Raw genomic sequence first — 26,737 nt, forward strand, 5'->3', positions numbered from 1 at the left:
ACTGGCGGTTAGGGCCGGCCAACGCTGACGCGTCCGCCCAGGTCGGCCACATCACCTCCGCTCCCGCTCTACGATTTGGCGTGTGGACTTTCCGGAGCTGGCCGCCCGCACCCGCCGGTTCAGCCACGGCGCGCCACGCGCTGTCTCGGTGGCTGAGGACGGCTCCCGGGTGATCTTTCTGCGCTCCGCCGGTCCCGAGGATCCGGCGGACGCGCTCTGGCTGCTGGACGTGGCCACCGGCGAGGAGCGGCTGGTCGCCGACCCGGCCACCCTGCTGGGCGAGGGCGGGGACGTCCGGTCCCTCTCCCCCGGCGAACGCGCGCTGCGCGAGCGACTGCGGCTCAGCGCCGCCGGCATCGGCTCGTACGCGTTGGACGCGGCCGGCCGGGTTGCGGTGTTCGCGCTGGCCGGGCGGTTGTTCCGGGCCGATCTGGTGCACGGCGACGTGGTGGAGGTCGCCGCCGTCGGCCCGGTGCTGGACCCACGGCCTGACCCGAGCGGGCAGCGACTGGCGTACGTGACGGACGCCGCCGAGGGTGTGCGCCGGGGTGAACTCCGGGTGATCGACCCCGACGGCACCGACACCCTGCTGGCCGGCGAGGACGCCGGGGTGAGCTGGGGATTGGCCGAGCACATCGCGGCGGAGGAGTTCGGCCGGTTCCGGGGGTACTGGTGGGCGCCGGACGGCCGCTCGGTGCTCGCCGCCCGGGTCGACGAGTCCCGGCTGGAGCGGTGGCACCTGCACGACCCGGCGGAGCCGGCGAGCCCGCCCACCGCCGTCGCGTACCCCCGGGCCGGTGGCCCGAACGCGGAGGTCAGCCTGCACCTGCTGGACCTGGACGACGGCTGGGTCGACGTGCACTGGGACCGGGAGACCTACCCGTACCTGACCGGGGTCAGCTGGGGTGAGGGCAGCCCGTTGATCACCGTGCTGCGCCGCTCGCAGCAGCACGGGCTGGTGCTGGCGGTGGACCCGCGGACGGGTGAGACGCAGGTGCACGCCGAGCTGGCCGACCCGCGCTGGGTCGAGCCGATCGCCGGCACCCCCGCGCACCTGCCGGACGGCCGGGTGCTGGTCGGCGGGGAGCTGGCCCACGACGGGTACGACGCCCGGTGCCTCTTCGCGGACGGCACCCTGCTCACCCCACCGTCGCTGTACGTACGACGGGTGGTGGGTCGGCTGCCGGCCGCCGCCGGCCCGGCCGACCTGCTGGTGGAGGCGAGCGACGGCGAGCCGAGCGAGCGGCACCTGTTCCGGGTCCGCACCACAATCGGCGGTGGGGTGGACGCGCGCCGGCTCACCACCGACTCCGGCTGGTACACCGCCGCGGTGGGCGGGGACGTGCTGGCCGTCGGCGTCGCGTCGCTGGATCACGCCGGGGTGCGCTGGACGGTGCGCCGCGGCGACCAGGAGATCGCCGAGCTGCGCTCGTTCGCCGCCACCCCGCCGTACTCGCCGCTGCCACTGCTGGAACGGGTGACCGATCGGCGGCTGCCGGCGGCGGTGCTCTACCCCGACAACCACGTGACGGGCCGGCGGCTGCCGGTGCTGCTGGACATCTACGGCGGCCCGGGGCACCAGGAGGTCGTGGCGGCGCGGGCCGCGTGGTTGGAACGGCAGTGGTGGGCCGACGCCGGCTTCGCGGTGGTCACCATCGACAACCGGGGTACGCCGGGCGTGGCGCCGTCGTTCGAGAAGGCGATCCACCGGCGGGTCGCCGACGTGATCCTCACCGACCAGATCGACGCGCTGACCGCGCTCGCCGGCAAGCACCCGGACCTGGACCTGGGCCGGGTCGGGGTGCGGGGTTGGTCGTTCGGCGGGTGGCTGGCCGGGTTGGCGGTGCTGCGCCACCCGGAGCTGTTCCGCTGCGGGATCGCGGGCGCCCCGGTGACCGACTGGGCGCTGTACGACACCGCCTACACCGAGCGTTATCTGGGGTTGCCGGAAGACGGCCAGGACATCTACGCGCACCATTCGCTCGTCGAGTTGGCCGCCGAGCCGGTCACCAGCCCGGACCAGGCCCGACCGTTGCTGTTGGTGCACGGCATGGCCGACGACAACGTGGTGGCCGCGCACACGCTCCGGCTCTCCGCAGCCCTGCTGAGCACCGGCCGGCCGCACGCCGTGCTGCCGCTGACCGGGGCCACCCACTTGGCCGCGAACGGCACCGCCGAGCGGCTGCTCCCCCTGGAGCTCGACTTCCTCCGCACCCACCTGTTGTAGCGCGGTATTCGATAACTGATTTCGGCACGTCGGGTGCCTTGCCGCATGCCATGCTGACCGAAGCGGGACCCGGTGCCGGGATTGCCGAGGGCGACACCGCTTTCCCTCATTCCGAAAGGACTCCACAATGGTGGGCATAGCGCAGAAACCCTCGGTCGCCGCCGTGCAGGAAGGCGAGTTCCCGGTCACGCACTTTCGCACGGCGACCGTGAACGGAATCGATATCTTCTACCGCGAGGCCGGCCCGGCCGACGGCCCCGCGGTCCTGCTGCTGCACGGGTTTCCCACGGCGTCCTCGCAGTTCCGCCACCTGATCCCCCTCCTCGCGGACCGATACCGGGTGATCGCGCCGGACTTCCCGGGTTTCGGCCACAGCGCCAGCCCGGACCGGTCGACGTTCGACTACACATTCGCCAACTTCGCCGATCTGATGGACGGCCTCCTCGGCCAACTCGGCGTGGATCGATATGCGCTCTACTGCTTCGACTACGGGGCGCCGACGGGGTTCCGGATGGCCCTGAAGGGACCTGAGCGGATCAGCGCGCTCATCGTGCAGAACGGCAACGCGTACGAAGAGGGCCTGAGCGAGTTCTGGGATCCGATCAAGGCCTACTGGGCGGAGAAGACCGACGAACGCCGTCAGGCAATCGCGTTCATCCTCAACTCCGACACGGTCAAGCAGCAGTACACGGCGGGGGTGCAGGACCTCAGTCGGCTCGACCCCGACCGGTGGACCCACGACGACACGCAGCTCGCCCGCCCCGGCAACGCGGACATCCAGCTCGATCTGTTCTACGACTACGGCAGCAACGTCACGCTGTACCCCGAATTCCATGCCTTCTTCCGCGACCACCAGCCGCCGACGCTGATCATCTGGGGCCAGAACGATCCGGTCTTCCCGGCCGCTGGTGCCCACCCCTATCGGGGCGACCTGCCGTCGGCTGAATTCCACCTGCTCGACACCGGCCACTTCCTCTTGGAAGACAAGCTCGACATCGCTGCGCCGATGATCCACGATTTCCTGGACCGCGCCGTTGGTCGTTCCTGAAAAACGCAACGGGCGGCCACTCCGCCTGTTCCGCGCCCACCTGTTGCCCGCGGCCCGCACCCCCAAGATCGCCCTCGATCCAGGATCCGAACACCGTTGCGTTGGCGATCGGCTGCTGGGCGCAGGTGAACGGTGAAATCCCGACACCCAGGGGTCCGTCACTTCAGAAACGCCCGGCCCACACCGATCTTGCACTTTCAGGCGCCGATATGCGCGGAACACCCTTTTATGTCGCAACAGTTAACGCAAGATCGCGGAAGAGGGGCAGCCCGCCCTCGTCGATCATGGAGTTACGGTGCCTGGTTTGGCCCAATGTGGGCACTTCGCCACCCACCACGACTCCATGATCGACGGGACAGCGCGGGGTTGACGAACAGCAACTCCGTCTTACGCAACGGCGTTGTCCAGGATCTAGTGGTAATGCGGCGCCAGGTAACCACTCGATCCAGGATCGAGCGTGACCCGGGACGAAGCGGGGCGAGTGGCCGGGACTGGTTTCCGGCACCCGAGCAGGGATAATGCGGCGGTGTCGGATTTCACGAAGCCGCTCGGCTACCGTCTCATCACCGGGCCCGATGATGCCGAATTCTGCGCCCGCGTCAGCGCGCTACTCGATCAGGGCTATCAGCTGCACGGGTCGCCGGCGCTGACCTTTGATGGCGAACGCGTCATCGCCGCTCAAGCGTTGGTGCTGTCGCATTCGGCCAGCCCTGAGTCGCCCATGGGAAGCGCCAGGTAGAGGCCCCTGCTGACGATCACCAACGTTCCACGAGGTGTTCCCGACCCTGCGGTGGATCGTACGGTTCGGGCCAGTAGTCGATGATCTTGCTGATCAGCCCATGCTCGGACATCTCCAGCCAGACGCACGCGTCCTGCCGCTCGTCACCGACGCGAACGTCGAGCAACAGGGCGACGAGGCGGCCATCGGCGATCACCCGCCGCGGCCGGAGGTGCCAATCACCCGGATACTCGGTGTTGAACCGCAGGAACGCGTCGGTGCCGCGAATGCGCTCCCGAGTCTGCGGCATCTCGTAGACCACGTCATCGGTGAGCAGGGCGGCCAACCCGGACCAGTCGCGGCGCTCCAGAAGATCAACGTAGGCGTGGGCGGTCTGCCGGGCCGTCGAGGTGTCGTCCACGACGCGGACCCTAGCCTCCACCAGTGACAATCTGGCAGGCCGTCGGTGCATCACCGGCCTTGCCCGGCTGATCTCCGGCGACGCCGGGGCCGTGAATCGGCGTCCAGGTTCTCAGGGGCGTGCGTCGTATTGGGTACGGGCTTCGAAGACGCGGTCCATGTGCGTCTCCGCCCAGTTCTTGATCGCGATCATGACCGGGAACAGTTCATGGCCGAGCGGAGTGAGCTCGTAGTCGACGCGGACCGGGACCGAGGCAGTGACAGTGCGGGTGACCAGGCCGTCGCGCTCCAGGGTGCGCAGGGTCTGTGTGAGCATCTTCTGGCTGACGCCGGCGATGCGCTGGGCGAGCTGGCCGTGCCGCTGCGGGCCGTCGACGAGCGCTGGGATCACCAGGGCGACCCACTTGTCGGTGAGCCTGCTCAGCAGCTCACGGGTCGGGCACTGATCCAGGAACGCGTCGTAGTCGCGTTTGGCCTGTTCGCGGCGTTGCGCTGCGGTTGACGTCGCCATTCTTTCCTCCGTTGGTGCCCTAGGCACTTTAAGGTACCTACTTTCTCATAGTGCCGACGATTCGTACGGTCGTGGTGAGCACGAAATCCCACGAAGGAGACGGCGATGCGCGCAGTCAGCTATGCAGAGTTCGGAGGGCCGGAGGTCCTGCACGTGGCCGAGGTGCCGGTGCCCGAGCCGGGGCCGGGGCAGGTGCGGGTGCGTGTCGCGGCGTCGGTTGTCCATCCGGTTGATCTGATGGTCCGCTCCGGTCGGTTCCCGGCCCCGTTGCCGACCGGCCTGCCGTACACGCCCGGCTGGGACGTTGCCGGCAGCGTCGACGCGGTCGGCCCGTCGGTCGAGGAGTTCACGATCGGCGACGAGGTCATCGGCTTCTCGCCGTGGCTACAAACCACGGCCGGCGCCCACGCCGAGTACGTAGTCCTCGACGCCGCCTGGCTGACCTCCGCGCCCGCCGGCGTCCCCGCCACCGAGGCGGCGACCCTGCCGACCAATGGTCTCGCCGCTGCCCAGGCACTCGACCTGCTCGCGCTCCCGGCGGGTTCGACAGTGCTCGTCACCGGCGCCGCCGGGCAGGTGGGCGGGTTCGTTCTGGCGCTGGCCCGGACGACCGGTCTGCACGCCACCGGACTCGCCGGAGCCGACGACCGCGAGTTCGTCGAGTCGCTGGGCGCGGCCTTCCTGTCGCGCACCGACGATCCGACGGGGACGTTCGATGCGGTCGTCGACCTGGCGGTGATCGGCTCTTCGTTGCTGGACCTCGTTCGGGACGGCGGCGGCTACGTGGCCGCGTCACCCCCGCTTCGTCCGGAGCCGGTGCGCGGAATCGGGACCTTCGCGCTGGAGGTGCTACCTGACGGAACCCGCCTGGGCGAACTGGTCAAACTCGTCACCAGCGGAGACATCCCGCTCCGGGTCGCCGACGTGTACCCCTTCGCCGACGCGGCGGCCGCCCACGAGCGGCTGGCTCAAGGCGGCGTGCGCGGCGGCGTGGTGATCGTCCCCTGATCCGCAGCGAAAGCTCGGTCAGCCGCTGATGGCTCTGCCGATGACCGGACAGCCGTTCAAGGGTGTCCGGTCATCAGTCCGAGGGAAGGGTTGGTGCAATGGCCGGTCGCGTCAGCGGAAGATGTCGATGTTGCGCCCGGCCCATGCGGCGAAGGAGCGTGGCGGTCGACCCAGGACCTCCGACACGTCCGGGCTGATCCGCTGCTCCCGTGCGGTCGGCGCGCCGAGGATCGCCAGCGTTCCCTCGACCACCGGTGGTGGCATGAACCGCAGCATCTGTTCGCGGGCCTCGTCGGGCGTCTGTTCGATGAAGCTGATGGGTTCGCCGAGCGCGGTAGCGAGATCGGCAACCCGTTCACGTGGTGTGCTCAGCGCCGGACCGGTCAGCTCATACGTGTGACCGTCGTGGGCGCCGTCACGAAGGGCGACAGCCGCCACCTCGGCGATGTCGTCCGGGTCGATCACAGGCAGACCGACATCGCCGAACGGTGCGGCCACCGTCCGTCCGTTGCGAATCGGTTCGGCCCAGGCGAGAACGTTGGAGGCGAAGCCGCCGGGGCGCAGGATCGTCCAGCCGAGGCCGGACCTGCGCACAAGGTCTTCGATGGCGTGCAGGGGCGCATGCGAGGCGGCCGTCGGCCTTGTGCCGACCGCTTGCGAGGATTGCAGCACGATGCGCTTCACGCCGGCGGCCGTGGTGACCCGCAGGATCTCGGGCACGTTGAGATGCGCCCCGGCGCCCTCCACGAGCAGGTACAGCGCTTCGGCGCCAGCGAGCGCCGGCCTGAGGCTCTCCGGCTGCTCGAGGTCCGCGCGATGGTGGCGCACCCCGTCTGGTACGACGACCGGGCGTCGCGCACGGGACACCGCCGTCGCCGCAGCGCCCGACGCCGCGAGGATCGACAAAAGTCTCTGGCCAACATTCCCAGTGGCGCCTGTCACGACGAGCATGTCTGAACCTCCAGGTCGACCGCGTCGTTCGCGCGGTTGGAGGAGACGTTAGTAGCGTCGATATAGTAGGTACCTAGAGGATAGTATTGGATCTGTAACGGAGGACACATGCAACGGTCAGCGGATCCCGAGCTAGCCTGCCCCGTTTCGCCGGTCGTCGATATCGTGTTCAGCCGATGGACCACACCCATCCTGTGGGCTCTGCACGAGTACGGTCGGCAGCGATTCGTGGAGCTGGAGCGCCGGCTGACCAGCATCACACCGAAGGTCCTCACGCAACGGTTACGCCAACTCGAACGCGACGGGCTCGTGACACGCACCTACCACGCCGAGGTGCCGCCCCGGGTCGAATACGAGATCACCGAGCTGGGCGCCAGCCTCGGTCCGCTCTTCGCGCACCTGACCACGTGGGCCGACGCCCATCTCGGAGAGGTGGAGCGGGCACAGCGCGCCTACGACGCCGAACGATGAGCCCGCGCCGGCCTCAAGCGCGTTCACGTCTCCCGAAATCTGCCAGGCGACCTGATGTGGGGCTTGTATCTCAAGCCGCTTGAGATCGCATAGTGGGCGTCGTGGACAGAGACGAGCTGTACGCCATCGGAGATGTCGCCCGGCGGGCCGGCCTGAGCGTCAGTGCCGTCCGGTACTACGCGGACGCCGGCATCGTCACGCCGGCCGCCAGCACCCCGGCCGGCCACCGCCTGTACGACGTGTCGGCCATCGCCCGGCTGGAACTGGTCCGGACGCTGCGGGAACTCGACGCCGGCCTGGACGAGATCCGGCGGGTGCTGGCCGGCGAGGCGACGCTGCGCGAGCTGGCCGCCACCCACCTGGCCCTGCTGGAACGGCAGGAGGCACGGCTGCGCACCCGTCGCGCGGTGCTGTCGGCCATCCTGCGACAGGACTCCACAGCCGAGCAGGTCACGCTGATGCACAAGCTCGTTGGCCTGTCGGACGAGGAACGTGACCGGCTGATCGACGAGTTCTGGACCGAGGTCTCCGCAGGCTGGGAGCCGCCGGCGCGGATGGTCGAGTGGTGGCGGGCGGCCCGACCGGAGCTGCCCGACCATCCCACCGCGGCCCAGCTGGAGGCGTGGATCGAGCTGGCCGAGTTGGTCCGGGACACCGAGGTCCGGCAGGCCGTCCGCCGTGAGTTGCACGAGGTGTGCACCACCGGGGCAGGGCCGCTGATGACCTCGTCGCCGATGCTGGACGCCCTCGAAGAGGGCGCGGCGATCGGCCAGCCGGTGATGGACGCAGCGCGCAAGCAGGTGCCGCCGGACTCGCCCAGGGGCCGGGAGATCGCCAACCAGTGGATCGGGTGGCTGACCGGCATCTTCGCGACGCCGGACAGCCCCGGGATCCCGGACACACCGGAGTTCCGGATCCAGGCGGCCGACCAGATGCGCAAGGGCGCGGAGTGGGACCGCACGCCACCGGAGCAGGAGGGTCCGTTCGACAGGTACATGGAGCTGGTCACCGTCGTGAACAGCGCGCCGCCGGAGCAGTTTCCGTACGAGTGGCTGGCCGCAGCACTACGCGCGTCCGCCCAACCGGCCAGCTGATTGGCGGCAGGTAATTCGACTGGATCGCGAGGTGGACGGCTGACCGGTGTGCCGAGGCACACCGGTCAGCCGGCTACACCCGAAACTGGCAATTGACACCAGGTGGTCAGACTCTCGGGCTGATCACGTCATGCTGGGCGCGGACTGCGGTCAGCCCTTGGGGTTGGGGCCGAAACGGTTCGCTCCGGGGGTGCTGTCCAATACGAAGAACACGAGCAGGACGATGGCGCCCACGAACGGCACCAAGGCGATCAGCAGCCACCACCCCGTCCGGTCGGTGTCGTGCAGGCGCCGCACCGCGACCGCCAGCGACGGCAGCAGCAGCGCCAGGGAGGCGATAAGACCGATGAAGCCGGTCGTCGAGCCCTCCACGAAGGTCAGCCCCAGCGCACTGTCCAAGATGGCGGTGACAATGCTGACAAGGATGGTGAACAGGGCGAACCACCAGTACTCAGACCGGCGGGCCCGACCAGAGAAGCCGACGTACTGGCTGAAGACCGACTTGATTGCGGTACTGAAGGACATGACTATCTCCCGTTATGTGAGGGGTACTCAAGGTCATCGCGAAGGCAGCCAAACAGATCGATGTCGCGTGGTCAACGGCCGAGCAGCCGAGGGACAGTAGCCGCATGCTCACAGCACCCCCAGGTTGAAGGCGAGCTGGGTGATCGTGGCTGGGGCGTCCGGGTCGCGGGCGACCTGGGCGACCACGTCCCGCACGGCTGGCCGATGGTGGATCTCGGCGGGTGCGATGCGTTCGGCCCGCAACAGAACCCGGGCGGCGTTGGCGGGGTCATCCGTCTGGAGGTAGGCGCGCGCCGCGTCGATCAGGTGCGCGGCGCGGTGCTCAACCGGCAGCCACCGCCACCCGTCCCGCCCGATCGCCTCCTCGTGCCGGGCAACCGCCTGCGACCCGTCGCCCAACTCCACGGCAGCGGCGACCTGCGCCAGTTCGACGGCAGTCGGCCCGAACGCGGTCCGGTGATGGTCGTTGCCGTCGCCCACCTGGACGCCCAGCTTGGCGGCCTCGTCCAGCAGCTCACCAACCGCCCGGTCGTCACCGGCCCCCGCCGCGATCAGAGCGGCCTGCACGAGCAGCGATCCCCGCAGCGACAATTCCTGCGGCGTGCCAGGGGCGATCTGGGAAGCGGCGGCGAGCATCACCGTCCCTGCCCGAGCCGATGCCCGCAGTACCTGGCCCAACTGCACCGCCGCGCAGGCCAGCAACACCCGGTCACCGGCGGCGGCGGACATCGCCCGGTCAGCGGCCAACCAGGCGAGGCTCCCCTCGCCCAGCTTGACCAGCAGCGCCGCCGTCACCCGATACGCCTCGACCACCGCCGCCCGCCCGGACTCCGGGTCCAGCACGTGGGCGCGATGAACCTCGCTCACCACAGTGGGCAGCAACTCGACCAGACGCGGGTACCGGGCGTGCTGGAAGGTCATCCACGCGTGCCGCACCCCCCGGGCCAGCCGATCGGGCGACATCACCTCCCGGTCCGTCGGGCGACAGAAAGCCATTGGGTACGCCGACAGCGCGGCCCGAATCCGCGCCACGCCCTCGCGACGCTCAGCCGACCCGGCGGGTTGGACATCACCACCGAGCAGGGCTGCGGGATCGACCCTCAGCACCGCCGCGATCTCCCGGATGGTCGACACCCGCTCCAAAGAACGAACCCCACGTTCGACCTTGTCCACCCAACTCTTCGACTTGCCCAAACGATCCGCGAACGACTGCTGCGACAACCTCCGCCGCACCCGCAGGTAGGCGACTCGTCGACCGATCGGCAGCGGCTCACGGCTCACGACGCCACCGCCGATCCGGCAGCGCCCGAGTCGTCTGCTGAACCGGAATCCGCTCCGACTCGGCCTGCGCGAGCAAACGGCGTTTGGCCTCCTGCCGTTCGGCGGCGTCGATCTGCTCACCCCTGCTGACCGGCTCGTCGTCGCAACTGGGCATCATCACCTCCGCTGCTGGGCGCATCGGCAGGCTCAGCCGTCGCGTGCCGTCCACAATGACGCCGGGCCGTCGCTAGGCGCGACGGCACAGAGTGCGACATCCCGGGCACTTTCATGACGACATTAGGGCGACACACCGCTATTGTGGCGAACATGAATGCCCCGAACACCGCCCTGCGCGCGGTCCGCACCGGGATGCGCATGAGCCAGGACGACTTCGCCCGCGCGCTTCAGGCCGCCGGCCGCCGCGTCGGCGAACCCAATGACGCCAACAAGAGACTCGTCCAGCGCTGGGAGTCCGGCGCGATCGCCGCACCACGGCCCGTTTACGCCCGCGCCCTGGAGGTCGTCACCGGCCTGCCGGTCTCCGTGCTCGGCTTCACTGCGATAACCAATGGCCATGGCGTCGATGACCAACACGGTGGCCACGACCTGACCTCGCCCGTGTCCAGCCTGGCCACGCCAACGCCCAAGCCGCTTGCGGTCCACGCGTCGTACGAGGGCGTCTGGCTCAGCCGCTACCAATACCACTCCAGCGGCCGGGGAGAATCGTTCGCCGGGCAGCACTTCGTGGTCGTACTCCAGCACGGAGACCGACTGACCGTGCGCAGCCTGCCCGGCTCGGCGGCCTCGTCGCTATCGCTGGATCTCAGCGTCGACGGTGCCGTGGTAACCGGAACCTGGGTGGAGCAGACCGACCCGGCCGGCTACTACCGGGGAGCCCGATACCACGGCGCGATCCAGCTACTGGTGGAGCCCACCGGCCGACGGATGGCCGGGAAATGGGTCGGGTTCGGCAAGGACATGGACGTCAACACCGGCCCCTGGGAATTGACCTTCCGGGACGCGTCCACGTCCAAGGCGACGCTCGACCAGTACAACACCTCGCCCGGATAGCGCGCTTCGCCGACCAATTCGCAGCTGGCTACGCGGACGGCGGAGGACCGACTGGCCCTCAAGAGGCTGCCAGGCCGCCTCAAGATCTCCTTGGCACCAGGAACTGGGTGGTGGCTTCGATGAGCAGGCGGCGGGTGCCAGCTTCGGAGCCGCTGTGGCCGGCGTCCTCCACGATGTGAAACTTTGCCTCAGGCCAGACCCGATGCAGGTCCCAGGCTTGCTTGGGCGGTGTCTTGATGTCGTAGCGGCCGTTCACGATGACCGTCGGGACGTGTCGAATGCGGTCGACGCCCGCCAGGAGGCCTTCCGGCGGAAGGAAGCCGCCGTTGCTGATGTAGTGGTGTGTGATGCGGGCGAACGCCAGCAGGCTGGCGTCGTCGATGCCGGGTGGCGTCATCGGCAGCAGGGTGTTGGCCGAGAGCTCCCAGCTCATCCAGGCGCGGGCCGCCGGGCCGTGGACCGCGGGGTCCGGGTCGGAAATGCGGCGGCCATAGGCGCCGACAAGGTCGTCCTGTTCAGCGACGGGGATCGCAGCACAAAATGCGGCCCACTCGGCGGGAAACAGGTGCGCCGCGCCCGCTGGGGTGAACGCCCACGCCTCGTCTGACCTGCGAACCAACCACACGCCACGCAGCACGAGTTCGGTGACCCGCTCGGGATGGGCCTGCGCGTAGGCCAAGCCGAGAGTGCTGCCCCAACTGCCGCCGAAGACGAGCCAACGCTCGATCCCCAGGTGCTCGCGTAGCCGCTCGATGTCCGCCACCAGGTGCGGGGTGGTGTTGTGTTCCAGTGACGTCTTCGGGTCGCCCGCGAAGGGCCGACTGCGACCGCAGTTTCGCTGGTCGAACAGCACGACCCGGTAGCCGGACGGGTCGAAGTACCGCCGATTGTGCGGGAGCAGGCCACCGCCGGGGCCGCCGTGCAGGAACACTGCGGGTTTGCCGTCGGGATTCCCGCACAGTTCCCAGTAGAGCTCATTGCCATGGCCGACGTTGAGCATCCCGGAGTCGTACGGCTCGATGGGCGGATACCAGTCCATCATTCAACCCCGTGTATCGGTAGTGGTGCTCGGCCCGTTCCGGCACCGGCAGGTTGGTCGCGCCTGAACAACAGATGCCCGAACGAGCTGAGTCAGTCGCCGACTCTCGGGACCCGCCACAGGGACAGGCAGAACGGATGCCCGGCCGGGTCGGCGTACACGAAGCAGTGGTCCGCGTTGGGCTGATGCTCGAATCGGGTAGCGCCGGCTGCCAGCACACGCGCTCCGGTCGCCTCCAGGTCGTCGACGAAGAACTCGAGGTGCATCTGCATCCCCACCTCGCCATCCGGCCAGGTGGGTGGCTGGTAGTCGTCGATCTGCTGGAACCCGATGTCACCGTTCGGCCCTTCGACGAGCGCCCAGCCCTCGTCGCCCTTCGCGACCCCGCCGGTGATCTCGGCGTAGAACCGCGCGAGCGCGATCGCGTCGGGTGCATTGACAGTCGTCAGGCTGAGCCTGATCAGGTCCGACATCAGCCGATCTCAACCTGCTGGTATGCCGGCGTGAGCTCTTCCCAGCGTTCCTCCCAGCCTGGCGCTCGGGCATCGGAGCCCCAGCCCTCCGGATGGACCGGACCGTCGACCTCCAGCGACCGACCGAGATCCTCGAGGTGGACCCGCCAACCAGAGGCGTGGAACGGGAGACTCCCAATCGGCAGGCCGCGCTCCTCGACCACCAGCCGGGTCTTGGAGCCCTCTTCGGTCAGCCACGCCTCGATTTGCCCCTCGTCGTCCCTACCCGGCTTCGTCGTCAACAGCAGGTGGTGGGGCGCATCGCACACCTCGATGCGCACCGGACCGGTCCAACTGCTCGTGAAGACGGCCTGGATCGTGCCGCCGACCCGCAGGTCACCGTCGACCCGGGCCATCCAGCGAGCCAGCCGCTCAGGCGTCGTACACGCCTGCCAGAGGTCGCCGATGTCCGTGTCGTAAAGGTCCTCGACCCGGACTGCTCCGCGGGTCTCGTCCAGCGCTCGCATCGTCGCGATCGTGGTCATCGTCGCGCCTTCCTTCCTCGTGCGATCTCGGTATGAAGAGCGTCGAGCCGGTTCTCCCAGAGCCGGCGGTACTCTCCCAGCCACTCGTCGACCTCGACGAGCGCCTCCGGGCGGAGTGTGTAGATCCGGCGCTGCGCCTCCTGGCGTACGTCGACCAGCCCGGCTTCCCGCAGCACGCGGAGATGCCGGGACACGCCCGGGCGAGCGATCGGGAGAGCCTCGGCCAGCTCTCCCGCACTCGCCGGGTGGTCGCGGAGAATATCGAGAACCGTGCGCCGGCTCTCGTCTGCCAGCGCGTGCAACACGGCGTCCATGACGCCAAAGTAACCGATCGGGTACGTACCCGCAAGGTTACATTCAACCTCGTAAAGGTGTCCAACCTGCCACCCCACCGGCAGCGCCTGCTGAACGCCGAAGCGCCCGCTCATGGCGCCGATGTGCCGCCGACTGAGGATCGGTCAGCCGAGGCCGTGGCCCGGCGTTGGAGGTAGCGCTGTTCGACCTGGTTCTGGGTCAGGGCGGCTGCTTCGCGGTACCACGTGGCCGCGCCGGCCGTGTCACCGGTCATCTCGAGCAGATGTGCGCGGATCGCGCGTTCGCGTTGCCGGGTCAGCGGTTCCTCGTCCAGGTGGTAGCTCCGGTTGAGGTTGTCGAGCAGGGCCAGCCCTCGGGCCGGCCCGTACGCGTGCGCGACTGCGACCACCCGGCTCAGCCGTACCGGTGCGGTCGGGCTGAGGTGTTCCAGTCCCAGGTACAGTGCCGCGATCTGTGGCCAGTCCGTCCGGTCCGGCGACGCGGCCGCCGTGTGCACGGCCGCGATCGCCGCCTGTAGCTGGTACGCACCGATCTCGCGCCGCGGCCAGACGCTGTCAATCAGCTCGGTGCCCTCGCGGATCAGCTCGTGATCCCACCGTGTCCGATCCTGCTCGTCCAGCGGCACCAGCTCGTCGCCGTCGGTACGGGCAGCGCGCCGCGACTCGGTCAGCAGCATCAGGGCGAGTAGCCCGGTCACCTCGGGGTCGCCCGGCAGGGCATCGCGGAGCATGCGGGTCAGCCGGATCGCCTCGCGGGTCAGGTCCACGCGGGCGAGTTCGTCCCCGGTCGAGGCGGTGTAGCCCTCGTTGAAGATCAGGTAGAGCACCTGCATGACCGCGTTCAGCCGGCTGTCGCGGTCGGCGTCGGTTGGCGGGGTGAACCGGGCGCCGGCACGGGCCAGTTGCTGTTTTGCGCGGCTGATCCGGGCGCCCGTGGTGTTCTCGGTCGTCCCGTAGGCGTGTGCAATCTCGGTGGTCGTCAGGCCGCCAACCGCGCGCAGGGTGAGCGCCACCCGGGAGGTGGGGCTCAGCGCGGGGTGACAGCACAGGAGCAGAAGCGTGAGACTGTCATCGGTTTCCGGCGCAGGGCCTGTCCGCCGGCTCGGGTCTCGCATCGCCAGTTCGCTCAAGCCGGCGTGCCGCTCGCGGCGGCGTCGGGCCTGGTCGGTGCGGAGCAGGTCGACCATCCGCCGGTACCCGATCCGGATCAGCCAGCTGCGCGGGTTTTCCGGTACGCCGTCGGCCGGCCACATCCTGCTCGCGGCGAGCAGGGCCTCCTGGACCGCGTCCTCGGCGATGTCGAAGTGACCGAAGCGCCGCACCAGCGCGCCGAGAACCTGCGGCGCCTCGGTGCGCAGCAGGTACTCGACGTCTGGCGTCACGCCGGTGCTGCCGTTCGTGTGCCCTCTCGACATGCCGCCGTCGGGCGACGCAGGATGCGGCTGGTCATGCCACGAAGTCCGCGCCCATGATCGGCCGGATCTCCATCGGCTCGCCCAGAACATCGACCATCCGCGAGACGATCTCGACGGCGCGCTCCTGGCTGCTCACGTCGATCACCGCGAAGCTCGCCAAGACCTCCTTGAGCTCGACGAACGGGCCATCGGTGGCCACCACGCCGGTCGGGGTCCTGCGGATCGTGGTGCTGACCGCCGGGTGGCCGAGTCCCTCGCTGCTGACGAACTCGCCGGTCTCGATCAGTTCCTGTTCGAACCGCTGGTACGCGGCGAACGCGGCCAGCGCCTCGTCTGACGGGGTGTCCGCGGTCGCGGCGTCCCAGGCTGCGGCCGGCGTGTAGCTGAGCAGTAGATACTTCATGGTCGTCCTCGTGTTCGCGCGGCTCGGGTCACGCTACGCCGCTCGGCTCGAACGACGCAGGGAGAGGGCGAGGACCGTCGTCCATGTGAAGGCGACCAGGCCGTTCACCGCGATCTGGATGCTCATGCGGCTCGGCGACATCGGCATCAGCAGGATGAGCGCGGCGAGGCCGTTCAGCAGGGCCGGCAGGGCAGCCCGACGGCGGATGTGACGGATGGACAGCACGATGGCGGCGACGGCCAGCGCGGTGAAGGCGATGGCGGCCGCCGCCGAGTGCGCGATGCTGTGCCAGGACATCTCGCCGACCGGCCCGTCCGGAGTCCCTACCGGGAAGCCGTACTCCGGATCCATGGTGAACACCCCGGCCGCGACGAGCCCGGCACCGAAGATCACGACAAAGATTGGCAGCGCACGTCGGCCGGTGCCCTCGGTGAGCGTGCGCCGGGCGCCGACGGCGAGAGCGATCGCGCCGAGGCCGGCGAGCACGAATGTGGTGATCTGGATCCAGCCGAGACGTCCGGTGGCCAGCTGGCTGATCGGGTGCCGCGTGATGTCGTAGCCCTCCCGGGTGAGCATCTGCGTCACGGCCGAGGCGAAGAACACCGGTCCGGCGAGGCTGCCGGCAAGGAGCAGGCGCTCGGACGAGCGGCGGCGGGTGGGAACGGTGGCTGCGGTGGTGGCCATGAATTCCTCCGTGGTGGGTGCTTGCCGCTACCTCGTGGCCGCACCGCGAACCTTGACACCCAGACAGAGTGACCTGGGTCACGTCGCGTCGACGTCAAAGCCCGAGCGCCGCCTTCGAGGTACCGGCAAGCACCCACCGAGGAGGGCCCGATGTCTGAGTACACCCAGCCGAGCGCAGAACTCACCGCCCTGGACCGTCTGGTCGGCACCTGGTCGGTGACCGGCGGCGCCGAGGGCACCGTGCGGTACGAGTGGATGGTTGGCCGGTTCTTCCTGCTTCAGCACGTCGAACTGAGTCAGTTCGGCCAACCCGTCACCGGGCTGGAAGTCATCGGCAACCTGCACCCGTTCGGTGAGCCGGTCGGCCCGGACGTGGTGTCGCGGTTCTACGACACGACCGGCAACACCTTCGACTACGTCTACGAACTCGCCGGCGACAAGCTGACCATCTGGGCCGGCGCGAAAGGCAGCCCGGCGTACTACGAGGGCACGTTCAGCGCCGACGACACCACGGTCACCGGCGAGTGGACCTACCCCGGCGGAGGCGGCTACGCCTCCACCATGAGCCGGATCTGAGACCAGAAACAGAAAGGGTCCCCTCCCGACGGCGTTGTCGGGAGGGGACCCTTCTGGTCTGCGGTGTGACTTACGGCTTGACGTGCGCGTTCACGAACGACGGGTAGCCGAAGACGCTGGAGATGAAGACCCCGCCAGCCTTGGACCCGTGCACGTTGTAGGCCACGTCGACGAAGAGCGGCACCACCGGCGCGTGCTCCTTCATGATCCGCTCGTCGAGCTTGGCCCACTCCGGACCCTGCTCGGCCGCGGGCAGTGCCGAGATGCGGTCCATCTCGGTGTTGATCGCCGGGTCGTTGAAGTAGGCCTGGTTGCTGTTGCCCTCGGCCTTGATGGTGCGGCCGTCGTAGAGCACCGGCAGGATCGAGGCCCCGCTCGGCCAGTCCGCCGCCCAGTTACCGATGTACAGGTCCCAGGGGTTGTTCTTCTTCTTGATCTCGTCGAGCTTCGCGTCGTCGGAGATGTTCCGCAGCGTGATCTTGAAGCCGGCCCGCTCCAGGTTGGCCTTGAGCTGCGCGCCCTGCTGCTGCTCGGTGGAGTTGTCGGCGACACCGAGGACCAGCTCGGGCGTCTTCCCGCCGAGCAGTTCCTTGGCCTTGTCGACGTTGCCGTTGGCACCCGCCGGGTACGCGTCGTACGCCTTGTAGCCGATGGTGGCCGGCGGCATCAGCGTGGTCAGCGGCGCGGCGACGGTCTGCCCGCCCATGGCCTTGATGAAGCCCTCGCGGTCGATGGCGTAGTTGAGCGCCTGCCGCACCTTCAGGTCGGTGACCCGCTGGTTGTTGATGACCAACTGGTTGGCGCTCGGGGTCGGCGAGAGGATGGTGCGCGACTTGAGCGTCGCGTCCCCGGCCACCTTGGCGACCAGCGAGGCGGGCACTGCGTTGAAGGCGAGCGCGCTCTGGTCGGCGCCGTTGTCGGCGATCACCCGGTTGTTGGCGGCGTCCGCGGTCGGGCCGAAGCTCCAGACGAACTGGTCCGGGTACTGGTGCCGAACCGGGTCGGTGTTCGGGTCCCAGTTGGTGTTGCGATCCAGGGTGATCTGCACGCCGACCTGGTTCTTGGCGACCTTGTAGGGGCCGGACGAGAACGGCTGCTTGTCCAGGTCGACGCCGGTGTCCTTGTCGGCCGGAAGCGGCGCGGTGGTCGGCAGCGAAACCGCGAACGGCAGATCACAGCGGGGCTTGGCGAACTCGAAGCGCAGCGTCTTCGCGTCCGGCGTGCTCAGGCCCGGCGGCAGCGACGTCTTGTTCTTCTTGAAGTCCCACTTGGTGTCGAACTGCGCGGTGTCGGCCAGCCACTCCTGGATGTAGGTCGGGCCGCCGGACAGGTCCGGGTCGAAGGACCGGGCGATGCCGTACGCGATCTCCTTGGAGGTGATCGGACGGCCGTCCTCGAACTTCACCCCGTCCTTGACGGTGAATTCCCAGACCTTGCAGTCGTTGTTGACGTTCTTGCCCGGCGTCTCGGCCAGGTCGCCCACCAGGACCAGGCCACCCTTGCCGTCGTCCTTCCAGGTGGTCAGGTAGCGGGCGAAGAGCGGGTTGGCCATCAGGCCGGCGAACGAGTACGTCCGCTGCGGGTCCAGGTGGGAGATCGGCGACTCCCGGATGATGGTGAAGGTGCCGCCCTTCGCAGCGCCGCTCACCTCGGCCGCTGGCCCCTGCGAGTCCTTGGGGTCGGTTGCGATGACCCCGGTCTGCTGCCGTTCGGTGTCGACAGTGGTGCCCTCGCCCGTGTTCTTCGAGCACGCACCCAATGCCACCACCAGAGCGATCGCGCCGCCTGCGGCAACCGCCACGCGTGGTCTCATGAAGTACCCCCTTCACCCATGTGCCGTGCGGTTTCGTCGGGGCGAGAACCGCCGACGTCCCGAGGATCGTAAGGAAGAAAACCTACGAGTTGTGTAACAGTTGTCGATAAATTTCGCCATCGGGGGGTGCATCGGACACCTCCCGCTCAGCGCAGCCGCACCCGGGGGTCGATGGCCGCGTAGAGCAGGTCCACCAGCACGTTCGCCAGCACCACGAAGACGGCCGCGATCAGCACTGTGGCCATGATGGTGGGCAGATCGCCCGAGCGCACCGCGTCCACCGCCGTACGCCCCAATCCCTGGATGCCGAACGTCGTCTCGGTGATCACCGTCCCGCCCAGCGCCCCGCCCACGTCCAACCCGGCGATCGTCACCACCGGGGTGATCGCCGCGCGCAGCGCGTGTCGCCCGTACACAGTGGGTTTGGCCAGGCCCTTGGCCCGCGCGGTCCGGACGAAGTCCTCCGACAGCGTCTCCAACATCTGCGCCCGCGACAGCCGGGCGTAGATGGCCGAGAAGAGGAAGGCCAGCGCCACCCAGGCCAGCACCAGTCCGCTGGCCCACTTCGCCGGGTTGTCGAAGAGGGAGGTGTAACTCGGCACCGGCAACAGCCGCAGGTTGTAGACGAACACCAGCAGCAGCACCGCGCCCACGAAGTACAGCTGCAACGAGGCGCCGGTCAGCGAGAAGCCGATGGCCAGCCGGTCCAGCCAGGTGCCCCGACGCAGCGCGGAGACCATGCCGAGACCCACTCCGAGCAGCAGCCAGAGGATGGCCGCCGGGATCACGATGCTCAGCGTCACCGGCAGCACCCGGGCGATGGTGTCCGAGACTGCCTCGTTGGTGACGTACGACCAGCCCAGGCAGGGCGCGTCGCACCGGCCGCCCTGGGCGCTGCCCAGGTCCCGACCGGTCACGATGCCCTTCATGTAGCCGGCGTACTGGCTGATGAGGGGGTCGTTCAGGCCCAGGTCGTCGCGGACCCGCTCCAGCCGCTCCGGGTTGCAGTTCTTCGAGCAGATGCTGCTGACCGGGTCACGCGGCAGGGCGAAGAACATCAGGAAGGTCAGCACGCTCACCGCGAAGAGGGTCAGCGTGGCGGAGAACAGCCGCTTGAGCAGAAAACGTGACATGAGCCCACCCCTACCGGGACGACTTCGGGTCGAGCGCGTCCCGCAACGCGTCGCCGAAGAGGTTGAAGGCGAACACCAGCGCGAAGATCATGATGCCCGGGAAGAACACGTACGCCGGGTCGGTCTGAAGGAAGTCCAGACTGTCGTAGATCATCCGGCCGAAGCTCGGCGTCTCGTCGCTGAGGCCGACACCGATGAACGAGAGCGCGGCCTCGCTCGTGATGAACTGCGGCACCGCCAGCGAGAACGACACCAGGATCGGCGCCCAGATGTTCGGCAGGAGTTGCCGGAAGATGATGTGCCCCAGCCCGGCGCCGCTGGCCTTGGCCGCCTCCACGAACTCACGCTCGCGCAGCGCGATCACCTGCCCGCGTACCAGCCGGGCCGTGCTGGTCCAGCCGAAGATCGCGAAGACGGCGATCAGCACTCCCACCCCGAAGGCGGATGACACCTGCCCCCGCTCACCGTAGAAGCGCAGCGTGATGGTGGGCGTGAGCGCCAGCGCGATGATGAGGAAGGGCATGGCCAGGGTCAGGTCGGTGATCCAGTTGATCACCGCGTCGAGCCAGCCGCCGAGGTAGCCGGCGAGGGCGCCGAGCGCCACGCCGAGCACCGCGGTGATCAGGGCAGCGGCGATCGCGATGAAGAGCGAGGTCCGCAGCCCGTAGATCAACCGGATGAAGATGTCCCGACCCAGCCCCGGTTCCAGACCGAACCAGTGCTCGCCGCTGACCCCGCCGGCGTAACCCAGCGGCATGCCGAAGCCGTCCAGCATGTTCTGGAACTGCTCCCGCGGGCCGATCCCGTAGACCATCTCGATCAGCGGGGCGGCCAAACCCAACAGCAGGAAGAACACCAGGAGTACGCCGCTGACCATCGCGGTCCGATCGCGGCGCAGCCGCAGCCAGGCGAGCTGACCGGGCGAGCGGCCGACGACGCCCTTCGCGGCGGGCCCGCCCGGGTCAGCGCCGGACTCGATCTCGGCCAGCGCCACACCCTCCACCGGGGACAGGCTCACGACGACACCTCCTCGACGTTCGCTTCGACCCCGCGACCCGCCGGCTCGACGCCGATCGCGGCGGTCTCCGCCACCAGGCCGGCGCCGGCTGGTTCCGGGAAGTGGCACGCGGTGGCCTGGTTGCCGCCGTCGCGCGGGACCAGCGCGGGTTCCTCGGTGGCGCAGATGTCCTGCGCCTTCCAGCAGCGGGTACGGAACCGGCAGCCCGACGGCGGGTCCAGCGGGGTGGGCACGTCACCGGTCAGCCGGATCCGGCCCGCCGGGCCGAGCTGGGTGACGTCCGGGATCGCCGAGAGCAACGCCCGGGTGTACGGGTGCTGCGGGCGCTCGTAGATGTCGGCCCGGTCGCCGATCTCCACGATCCGACCCAGGTACATGACAGCGACCCGCTGGCAGAAGTGCCGCACCACGGCCAGGTCGTGCGCGATGAACACGAAGGCCAGGCCGAGCTCCCGTTGCAGGTCACGTAGCAGGTTGACGACCTGCGCCTGGATCGAGACGTCCAACGCGCTCACCGGCTCGTCCGCGACGATCAGCTTCGGCCGCAGGGCCAACGCGCGGGCGATGCCGATGCGCTGACGCTGCCCACCGGAGAACTCGTGCGGGTACCGGTTGTAGTGCTCCGGGTTCAGCCCGACCAGCTCCAGCAACTCCTGCACCCGGGCCTTGATCCCACCCGGAGGCTTGATCCCGTTGACCTGCAGGGGCATCGCCACGATCCGGCCCACAGTGTGCCGAGGGTTCAGCGAGGCGTACGGATCCTGGAAGATGATCTGGAGTTCCTGGCGCAGCGGGCGCAACTCCCGACGACCGGCGTGCGTGATGTCCCGCCCGTCGAACTCGATGCTGCCGCTCGTCGGCTCCAGCAACCGCACCAGCATCCGACCGGTGGTGGTCTTGCCGCAGCCCGACTCCCCCACCAGGCCGAGCGTCTCGCCCGGGCGCACGTCGAAGTCGAGCCCGTCCACCGCCCGCACCAGACCGGTGGCGCGCAGCCCCTGACGTACCGGGAAGTGCTTGCTCAGGCCGCGTACCCGCAGCAGTGGCTCATCGGTCATCTCCACAGTCCTCCGTTCGGGACTGCGGTACTCCGCTGCGCTGCGTTCCTCGCCCTCACACAGCCACCCCCACTCGTGCGATGTCCTCGGCGTAGAACGTGCCCCGCTCCTCGGCGCCGAGGTGGCAGGCGACCAGGTGGCCATCGGCACCGGCCGGGCGCAGCTCGGGCACCTCGGTGCGGGAGCGGCTGCCGGCGCGGTCCGCGTACCGGCAGCGGGGGTGGAACGCGCAGCCCGACGGCAGGTTGATCAGGCTGGGCGGGTTGCCGGGGATGGGCACCAGGTCCGCGTCCGCGTCGCCGTGCAGCGACGGCACGCTGGAGAGCAACCCCCAGGTGTACGGGTGCTGCGGCGCCCGGAGCACCTGCTCGACGCTGCCCCGCTCGACGGCCCGCCCCCCGTACATGACAAGCACGTCGTCGGCGACCTGGCCGACCACGCCGAGGTCGTGCGTGATCAGGATGATCGCGGAGTGGAACTCGGCCTGGAGGTCGGCGAGCAGGTCCAGGATCTGCGCCTGGACGGTGACGTCCAGCGCGGTGGTCGGTTCGTCGGCGATCAGCAGCGCCGGGTCGTTGACCAGGGACATCGCGATCATCGCCCGCTGGCGCATGCCACCGGAGAACTCGTGCGGATACTGGTCGAAGCGGCGCGCCGGCTGCGGGATGCCGACCCGGTCCAGCATGTCGACCGCCCGCTGGCGGGCCTCCCGCCGGTTGGCCTTCGGGTGGTGCACCCGGTACGCCTCGGCGATCTGCCGGCCCACCGTGTAGTACGGGTGCAACGCCGACAGTGGATCCTGGAAGATCATCGCCATGTCCCGGCCGCGTAGCCGGCGTACCTCCTCGTCGCCGAGGCCGACCACCTGCCGGCCACCCACCGAGATCTCCCCGGTGATGGTGGTCCGTTTCGGGTCGTGCAGGCCGAGAATGGCCAGCGAGGTGACGCTCTTGCCGGAGCCGGACTCACCGACGATGCCGAGGGTGCGGCCCCGCTCGACGGCGAACGACACCCCGTCGACCGCGCGCACCACGCCGTCCTCGGTGTCGAACCGGACCCGCAGATCACGCACCCGCAGGTAGGCGTCCTGGTCGGAGCGCTGCGCCGGCACGACGGGGCGGTCGTCCGGCTCGCCGGACGGCGAGGGTTCCGAGCTGTCCACGGCCACCTCCCTCAGTGACGAAGGGAACTTACAGGAAAGTCCCGAGGGTGAAAATAAGCTACAAAGTCGGCACGTGTCAGCGGGCCCGAGCGTAACGAGTCGGCATCGGCCCCGCACCCCCGTCACCTCGCCATCCACGCCCGTTCATCTCCCGCGCCTCGCACACCGCGCCCCGCGCACCGCGCCTCGCGCACCGCGTCTCGCGCACCGCGCCAAGATCTCCGCAACTTCCCCGATGTTGCTGCCTCCGAGACGCAAGGAGACAGCAACATCTCCGATATTGCGCGGATCTTGACGACGAACACCGCCCCCAAGGCCAGGAGCGGGGTTTGGTGCGCCCGCCGCTGCCAAGGTCACGCTCGAACCAGGATCCAGTGGCATCGCCGACGCGCCGATGCCACTACAACCAGGATGTTGCGCGATCTCGCGAAGCGAAGCGAAGCGACGCGGCGGGGCGCGGCGGGGCGCGGCGGGGCGCGGCGGGGGCAGGGCTCCCACTACGTGGAGCGGTCAACGACCAAGGCCGGCGAGGTGTTGGAGTTGGCGGAGCCGGTGCGGGCCACCATCCGGCCGGAGGATCTGCTCGACTGACGGGTGTCGGTCGGCTGGCCTAGTGTCGGTCCATGACCGAGTTCGACGCGGCCAGCGCCGCCGTCCAGGCCGCCCTCGACGCGGGCGCCCGGTACGCCGACGCCCGGGTGATGCACCGCCGCTACGAGTCGATGACCGCGCGCAACGGTGACGTGGAGGAGCTGACCCAGGACGAGAGCATCGGGCTCGGGGTCCGAGCGTTGGTCGGGGCGAGCTGGGGCTTCCACGCCGTACCCGATCTGTCGGACGCCGCCGCCCGCGACGCCGGCCGGCGCGCGACGCGGACCGCCATGGCGAGCGCGCGGGTGCCGGGCCCTTCGGTCGACCTGGTGCCGGTCGAGGCGGTCACCGCGAGCTGGGCCTCCGGCTGCCAGATCGACCCGCTCGGGGTGCCCCTGTCGGCCAAGGGCGATCTGCTTGTCGACGCGACCCGCACGATGGCCGAGCACGGCGCGGACCTGGCCGAGGGCCTGTACCAGATCTGGGACACGGCGAAGTGGTTCGTCTCCAGCGAGGGTCACCGGATCGACCAGCGGATCCGCGAGTGCGGTGGTGGCATCTCGGCCACCTCGATCGGTGACGGCGAGACGCAGCGCCGGTCCTGGCCGAGCTACCGCGGCCAGTACGGCACCACCGGGTGGGAGCTGGTCGAATCGCTGGACCTGGCCGCGCACGCCGCGCAGATCGCCGAGGAGTCCCGGGCGCTGCTCACCGCGCCGCTCTGCCCGGCCGGCGAGACGGATCTGATCCTCGGCGGTGAGCAGCTGGCCCTGCAGATCCACGAGTCGGTCGGGCACGCCATCGAGCTGGACCGGATCCTCGGCTGGGAGGCGGCGTTCGCCGGCACGTCCTGGCTGGACCTGGCCCAGCTCGGCTCGCTTCGCTACGGCTCGGAGCTGATGAACATCACCATCGACCCGACCATCCCGGGTGCGCTGGGCAGCTTCGGCTTCGACGACGAGGGCTCCCCGGCGGTCAAGCGGGACGCGGTCCGGGACGGCCGCTGGGTGGGGGTGCTCGCCGGCCGGGATTCCGCCGCGATGGCCAGCCTCGACTACGGCGGCAGCGTACGGGCCGACGGGTGGGCCCGGCTGCCGATGGTGCGGATGACCAACGTCGGTCTGGAACCCGGCCCACACACGCTGGAGGAGATCATCGCGGCCACCGACGACGGCGTGCTGATGGATCTCAACCGGTCCTGGTCGATCGACGACAAACGACTCAACTTCCAGTTCGGCTGCGAGATCGGCTGGGAGATCAAGAAGGGGCGGCGGGGGCGGATGCTGCGCAACCCCACGTACACCGGGATCGGCCCACTGTTCTGGCGCTCGATGGACATGCTCTCCGGCGAGACGGTCTCCTGGGGGACGCCCAACTGCGGGAAGGGCCAGCCCGGCCAGATCGGGCACACCGGCCACCCGGCCGCGCCGGCCCGGTTCCGCAACGTCCGCGTGGGGGTTTCAGCGTGAGCGCGAGGAGTGAGCCGGGGTTGCGAGCCCCGCAGTCGCGAACGAAAGGCGGCTCGGCGTGAGCGCGAGGAGTGAGCCGGGTTTGCGAGCCCCGCAGTCGCGAACGAAAGGTGGCTCAGCGTGACGGAGTTGGATCTGGCCGGGCAGGTTGTGGAGCTGGTTCGGCGTCTTGGCGGGCCGGCCGCGCAGGCCGAGGCGGTGGTGACGCGGGCGGACCTGGCGCTGACCCGGTTCGCCAACTCGGGCATCCACCAGAACGTCTCCGAGTCGACGGTCGGGGTCCGGCTGCGGGTGCACGTCGACGGTCGGACGGCTGCCGGCGGCGGCAGCGTGGTCACCGCCGACGGGTTGTCCGCCCTCGTGGAGCGCACCCTGACCGCGGCGCGGCTCTGCCCACCCGACCCGGGCTGGCCGGGGCTGGCCCCACCGATGCCCACGCCGGACGCGCCGCCCGTCGACGAGGCCACGGCGCACGCCGAGCCGGATCAGCGGGCCGACCGGGTGGGGGCGTTCGTGGCCGCCGCCGGGGGCCTCAGCACCGCCGGTTACTGCCGCACCGCGCACCGTTCGTCGGCGTTCGCCAACTCAACCGGGCACTCGGCGTACGGCCGCTCGGTGGAGGCGGCGATGGACGGCATCGCGCGCCGCGATGGCGCGGACGGGGTGGCCCGACGCAGCGCCGACCGGTTGGCCGACCTGGACGGCGCCGAGTTGGGGGCGCAGGCGGCCGCGAAGGCGCAGGCGGCGGCCGACCCGGTCGAGCTGCCGCCGGGGCACTACGAGGTGGTGTTCGAGCCGGCGGCCGTGGCGGACCTCCTCCAGAACCTGTCCTTCTACGGCTTCAACGGCAAGCGGTACGCCGAGCGGCAGTCGTTCGCCGAGCCGGGCGCCGCCCAGTTCGACAGGGCGGTGACCCTCGTGGACGACCCGCTGGGCGGGTCCGGGTTGCCGTTCGACGCGGAGGGCACCGGCCGACGGGCGTTGACGCTGGTCGAGGCGGGAACCACCCGGGCGGTGGCACACGATCGCCGGACGGGTGTCGAGGCGGGCGTGGAGTCCACCGGTCACGCGGTGGCGGGGGGTGCCACCTGGGGCCCGATGCCGCGAAACCTGCGGCTGACCGGCGCGGCGGCGGGTCCGGCCAGCGCGGTGGGCCGGAGCACCACCGGCGCGGCGGCCGGAGCTGTCGTCGACGCGGACACCGCCGCGTTGGTCGCCGGCGTACGCCGGGGGCTGCTGGTCACCGACCTCTGGTACACGCGGGTGCTCGACCCGAAGAGCCTCGTGGTCACCGGGTTGACCCGCAACGGCGTCTGGCTGATCGAGGACGGCACTGTCGTCCGGGCGGTCCGTGACCTGCGGTTCACCGAGTCGTACCCGCGGGCGCTCGGGCCGGGGGCGGTGCTCGGGCTGGGGGCGCGGGCGGTCCGCCAACCGGAGCGGGTGGACGGTGCCTGGTGGGCGGCGCCCTCGCTGCGGCTGGCGTCCTGGCACTTCACCGGAGGCGCGTCCGGCTGATGTTGTCGCCGAGCGCGCCAAACCGGCGTGTCGGGGGCTTTTCCGCAGGCCAGACACACGGGACACTCCCTTGCGCGGACGGCTCGCAGAGATCGGCGTAACGTGTGTCACTTAGCTGCGTCGGTCGATCCGGCGTGGTCGTTGGTGTGCGCATGACGTGGCAGCGGGTGCGGGTTCGCCGGTCCGCGTGCCGACCGGAGAGAGACCAGCCCGCCCGTACGGGCCCGTCGAGGAGACGACTCG

The 26,737-nt window shown here is 69.7% G+C and carries 29 protein-coding genes; 11 read left to right on the forward strand and 18 right to left on the reverse strand.

What is annotated here, in order from left to right; genetic code table 11:
* Nucleotides 1-82 precede the first annotated feature (82 nt).
* From IW249_RS04585 to IW249_RS34105, 3 genes are all read left to right on the forward strand, one after another.
* Entirely contained in the window at nucleotides 83-2,227 is a 2,145-nt protein-coding gene (locus tag IW249_RS04585) for a S9 family peptidase (RefSeq protein ID WP_196919657.1), read from the forward strand.
* A gap of 127 nt (nucleotides 2,228-2,354) precedes the next feature.
* Nucleotides 2,355-3,275 carry an alpha/beta fold hydrolase gene (locus IW249_RS04590; RefSeq protein ID WP_196919658.1) on the forward strand — a complete coding sequence of 307 codons (921 nt, stop codon included), beginning with the start codon at nucleotides 2,355-2,357 and terminating at the stop codon, nucleotides 3,273-3,275.
* 526 nt (nucleotides 3,276-3,801) lie between these two features.
* Entirely contained in the window at nucleotides 3,802-4,014 is a 213-nt protein-coding gene (locus IW249_RS34105; protein ID WP_196919659.1) for a DUF1737 domain-containing protein, read from the forward strand.
* A 16-nt stretch (nucleotides 4,015-4,030) separates the two neighbouring features.
* Here the strand turns inward: IW249_RS34105 and IW249_RS04600 are convergent, their stop codons facing one another.
* Nucleotides 4,031-4,465, reverse strand: coding sequence for a nuclear transport factor 2 family protein (locus IW249_RS04600; protein WP_231392404.1), 435 nt, complete (start codon nucleotides 4,463-4,465; stop codon nucleotides 4,031-4,033).
* Between the two features lie 60 nt (nucleotides 4,466-4,525).
* A complete protein-coding gene (locus IW249_RS04605) occupies nucleotides 4,526-4,924 on the reverse strand; it encodes a winged helix-turn-helix transcriptional regulator (RefSeq protein ID WP_196919661.1) in 399 nt (132 codons plus the stop codon).
* Nucleotides 4,925-5,029: 105 nt separating this feature from the next.
* On the opposite strand from IW249_RS04605, the gene IW249_RS04610 reads away from it, so the two are divergent.
* Complete coding sequence (locus IW249_RS04610) at nucleotides 5,030-5,932, forward strand: NADP-dependent oxidoreductase (RefSeq protein ID WP_196919662.1); 903 nt, start codon at nucleotides 5,030-5,032, stop codon at nucleotides 5,930-5,932.
* Nucleotides 5,933-6,043: 111 nt separating this feature from the next.
* Here the strand turns inward: IW249_RS04610 and IW249_RS04615 are convergent, their stop codons facing one another.
* Nucleotides 6,044-6,883, reverse strand: a complete 840-nt coding sequence (locus IW249_RS04615; protein ID WP_196919663.1) for an NAD(P)H-binding protein — start codon at nucleotides 6,881-6,883, stop codon at nucleotides 6,044-6,046.
* Nucleotides 6,884-7,048: 165 nt separating this feature from the next.
* Between IW249_RS04615 and IW249_RS04620 the strand changes: the two genes are divergently transcribed.
* Nucleotides 7,049-7,354 (forward strand): winged helix-turn-helix transcriptional regulator, encoded by a 306-nt coding sequence (locus IW249_RS04620; RefSeq protein ID WP_307788518.1) that lies wholly within the window; start codon nucleotides 7,049-7,051, stop codon nucleotides 7,352-7,354.
* 101 nt (nucleotides 7,355-7,455) lie between these two features.
* Nucleotides 7,456-8,448, forward strand: a complete 993-nt coding sequence (locus IW249_RS04625) for a MerR family transcriptional regulator (protein WP_196919665.1) — start codon at nucleotides 7,456-7,458, stop codon at nucleotides 8,446-8,448.
* Between the two features lie 150 nt (nucleotides 8,449-8,598).
* Here IW249_RS04625 and IW249_RS04630 read toward each other — a convergent pair whose 3' ends face one another.
* The 3 genes from IW249_RS04630 to IW249_RS04640 all read right to left on the reverse strand — a co-directional run bounded on the left by IW249_RS04630 (nucleotide 8,599) and on the right by IW249_RS04640 (nucleotide 10,432).
* On the reverse strand, nucleotides 8,599-8,973 hold the full coding sequence (locus IW249_RS04630; RefSeq protein WP_196919666.1) for a DUF805 domain-containing protein: 375 nt from the start codon (nucleotides 8,971-8,973) through the stop codon (nucleotides 8,599-8,601).
* 108 nt (nucleotides 8,974-9,081) lie between these two features.
* On the reverse strand, nucleotides 9,082-10,254 hold the full coding sequence (locus IW249_RS04635; RefSeq protein WP_307788519.1) for a helix-turn-helix domain-containing protein: 1,173 nt from the start codon (nucleotides 10,252-10,254) through the stop codon (nucleotides 9,082-9,084).
* Nucleotides 10,244-10,432 carry a hypothetical protein gene (locus tag IW249_RS04640; RefSeq protein WP_196925104.1) on the reverse strand — a complete coding sequence of 63 codons (189 nt, stop codon included), beginning with the start codon at nucleotides 10,430-10,432 and terminating at the stop codon, nucleotides 10,244-10,246. Before IW249_RS04640 ends, IW249_RS04635 begins: the two co-directional genes overlap by 11 nt.
* A 128-nt stretch (nucleotides 10,433-10,560) precedes the next feature.
* On the opposite strand from IW249_RS04640, the gene IW249_RS04645 reads away from it, so the two are divergent.
* Complete coding sequence (locus tag IW249_RS04645; protein ID WP_231392405.1) at nucleotides 10,561-11,304, forward strand: helix-turn-helix domain-containing protein; 744 nt, start codon at nucleotides 10,561-10,563, stop codon at nucleotides 11,302-11,304.
* 79 nt (nucleotides 11,305-11,383) lie between these two features.
* Here the strand turns inward: IW249_RS04645 and pip are convergent, their stop codons facing one another.
* The 7 genes from pip to IW249_RS04680 form a co-directional block, all read right to left on the reverse strand.
* On the reverse strand, nucleotides 11,384-12,346 hold the full coding sequence (pip, locus tag IW249_RS04650; RefSeq protein WP_196919668.1) for a prolyl aminopeptidase: 963 nt from the start codon (nucleotides 12,344-12,346) through the stop codon (nucleotides 11,384-11,386).
* Between the two features lie 89 nt (nucleotides 12,347-12,435).
* The gene (locus IW249_RS04655) at nucleotides 12,436-12,816 is read right to left on the reverse strand and encodes a VOC family protein (RefSeq protein ID WP_196919669.1); all 381 of its coding nucleotides are present in this window, start codon (nucleotides 12,814-12,816) and stop codon (nucleotides 12,436-12,438) included.
* Nucleotides 12,816-13,340 (reverse strand): SRPBCC domain-containing protein, encoded by a 525-nt coding sequence (locus IW249_RS04660; RefSeq protein ID WP_196919670.1) that lies wholly within the window; start codon nucleotides 13,338-13,340, stop codon nucleotides 12,816-12,818. Before IW249_RS04660 ends, IW249_RS04655 begins: the two co-directional genes overlap by 1 nt.
* A complete protein-coding gene (locus IW249_RS04665; RefSeq protein WP_196919671.1) occupies nucleotides 13,337-13,654 on the reverse strand; it encodes an ArsR/SmtB family transcription factor in 318 nt (105 codons plus the stop codon). The genes IW249_RS04660 and IW249_RS04665 overlap by 4 nt, the downstream gene beginning before the upstream one ends.
* Nucleotides 13,655-13,764: 110 nt before the next feature.
* Nucleotides 13,765-15,036, reverse strand: a complete 1,272-nt coding sequence (locus tag IW249_RS04670; protein WP_307788520.1) for a sigma-70 family RNA polymerase sigma factor — start codon at nucleotides 15,034-15,036, stop codon at nucleotides 13,765-13,767.
* Between the two features lie 64 nt (nucleotides 15,037-15,100).
* Nucleotides 15,101-15,472: a YciI family protein gene (locus tag IW249_RS04675; protein WP_196919673.1), complete on the reverse strand. Its 372-nt coding sequence runs from the start codon at nucleotides 15,470-15,472 to the stop codon at nucleotides 15,101-15,103.
* A 33-nt stretch (nucleotides 15,473-15,505) separates the two neighbouring features.
* Nucleotides 15,506-16,156 carry a DUF998 domain-containing protein gene (locus IW249_RS04680; RefSeq protein ID WP_196919674.1) on the reverse strand — a complete coding sequence of 217 codons (651 nt, stop codon included), beginning with the start codon at nucleotides 16,154-16,156 and terminating at the stop codon, nucleotides 15,506-15,508.
* A gap of 150 nt (nucleotides 16,157-16,306) precedes the next feature.
* Between IW249_RS04680 and IW249_RS04685 the strand changes: the two genes are divergently transcribed.
* Nucleotides 16,307-16,732, forward strand: coding sequence for a hypothetical protein (locus IW249_RS04685; RefSeq protein ID WP_196919675.1), 426 nt, complete (start codon nucleotides 16,307-16,309; stop codon nucleotides 16,730-16,732).
* Nucleotides 16,733-16,802: 70 nt separating this feature from the next.
* Here IW249_RS04685 and IW249_RS04690 read toward each other — a convergent pair whose 3' ends face one another.
* The 5 genes from IW249_RS04690 to IW249_RS04710 form a co-directional block, all read right to left on the reverse strand.
* Nucleotides 16,803-18,545: an ABC transporter substrate-binding protein gene (locus tag IW249_RS04690; protein ID WP_196919676.1), complete on the reverse strand. Its 1,743-nt coding sequence runs from the start codon at nucleotides 18,543-18,545 to the stop codon at nucleotides 16,803-16,805.
* 146 nt (nucleotides 18,546-18,691) lie between these two features.
* Complete coding sequence (locus IW249_RS04695; protein ID WP_196919677.1) at nucleotides 18,692-19,678, reverse strand: ABC transporter permease; 987 nt, start codon at nucleotides 19,676-19,678, stop codon at nucleotides 18,692-18,694.
* Nucleotides 19,679-19,688: 10 nt separating this feature from the next.
* Nucleotides 19,689-20,696, reverse strand: a complete 1,008-nt coding sequence (locus tag IW249_RS04700; RefSeq protein WP_196919678.1) for an ABC transporter permease — start codon at nucleotides 20,694-20,696, stop codon at nucleotides 19,689-19,691.
* Nucleotides 20,693-21,754, reverse strand: coding sequence for an ABC transporter ATP-binding protein (locus tag IW249_RS04705; RefSeq protein ID WP_231392407.1), 1,062 nt, complete (start codon nucleotides 21,752-21,754; stop codon nucleotides 20,693-20,695). The genes IW249_RS04700 and IW249_RS04705 overlap by 4 nt, the downstream gene beginning before the upstream one ends.
* A gap of 55 nt (nucleotides 21,755-21,809) precedes the next feature.
* Entirely contained in the window at nucleotides 21,810-22,865 is a 1,056-nt protein-coding gene (locus tag IW249_RS04710) for an ABC transporter ATP-binding protein (RefSeq protein WP_196924637.1), read from the reverse strand.
* Between the two features lie 462 nt (nucleotides 22,866-23,327).
* Between IW249_RS04710 and IW249_RS34110 the strand changes: the two genes are divergently transcribed.
* The 3 genes from IW249_RS34110 to IW249_RS04725 all read left to right on the forward strand — a co-directional run bounded on the left by IW249_RS34110 (nucleotide 23,328) and on the right by IW249_RS04725 (nucleotide 26,494).
* Entirely contained in the window at nucleotides 23,328-23,507 is a 180-nt protein-coding gene (locus IW249_RS34110) for a hypothetical protein (RefSeq protein ID WP_231392408.1), read from the forward strand.
* Nucleotides 23,508-23,539: 32 nt separating this feature from the next.
* Nucleotides 23,540-24,976, forward strand: a complete 1,437-nt coding sequence (locus tag IW249_RS04720; RefSeq protein ID WP_196919679.1) for a TldD/PmbA family protein — start codon at nucleotides 23,540-23,542, stop codon at nucleotides 24,974-24,976.
* 120 nt (nucleotides 24,977-25,096) lie between these two features.
* Complete coding sequence (locus tag IW249_RS04725) at nucleotides 25,097-26,494, forward strand: TldD/PmbA family protein (protein WP_307788522.1); 1,398 nt, start codon at nucleotides 25,097-25,099, stop codon at nucleotides 26,492-26,494.
* Nucleotides 26,495-26,737: the final 243 nt, after the last annotated feature.

It is taken from the genome of Micromonospora vinacea (genome assembly GCF_015751785.1).
In the GTDB taxonomy this organism is placed as follows: Bacteria; Actinomycetota; Actinomycetes; order Mycobacteriales; family Micromonosporaceae; genus Micromonospora; species Micromonospora vinacea.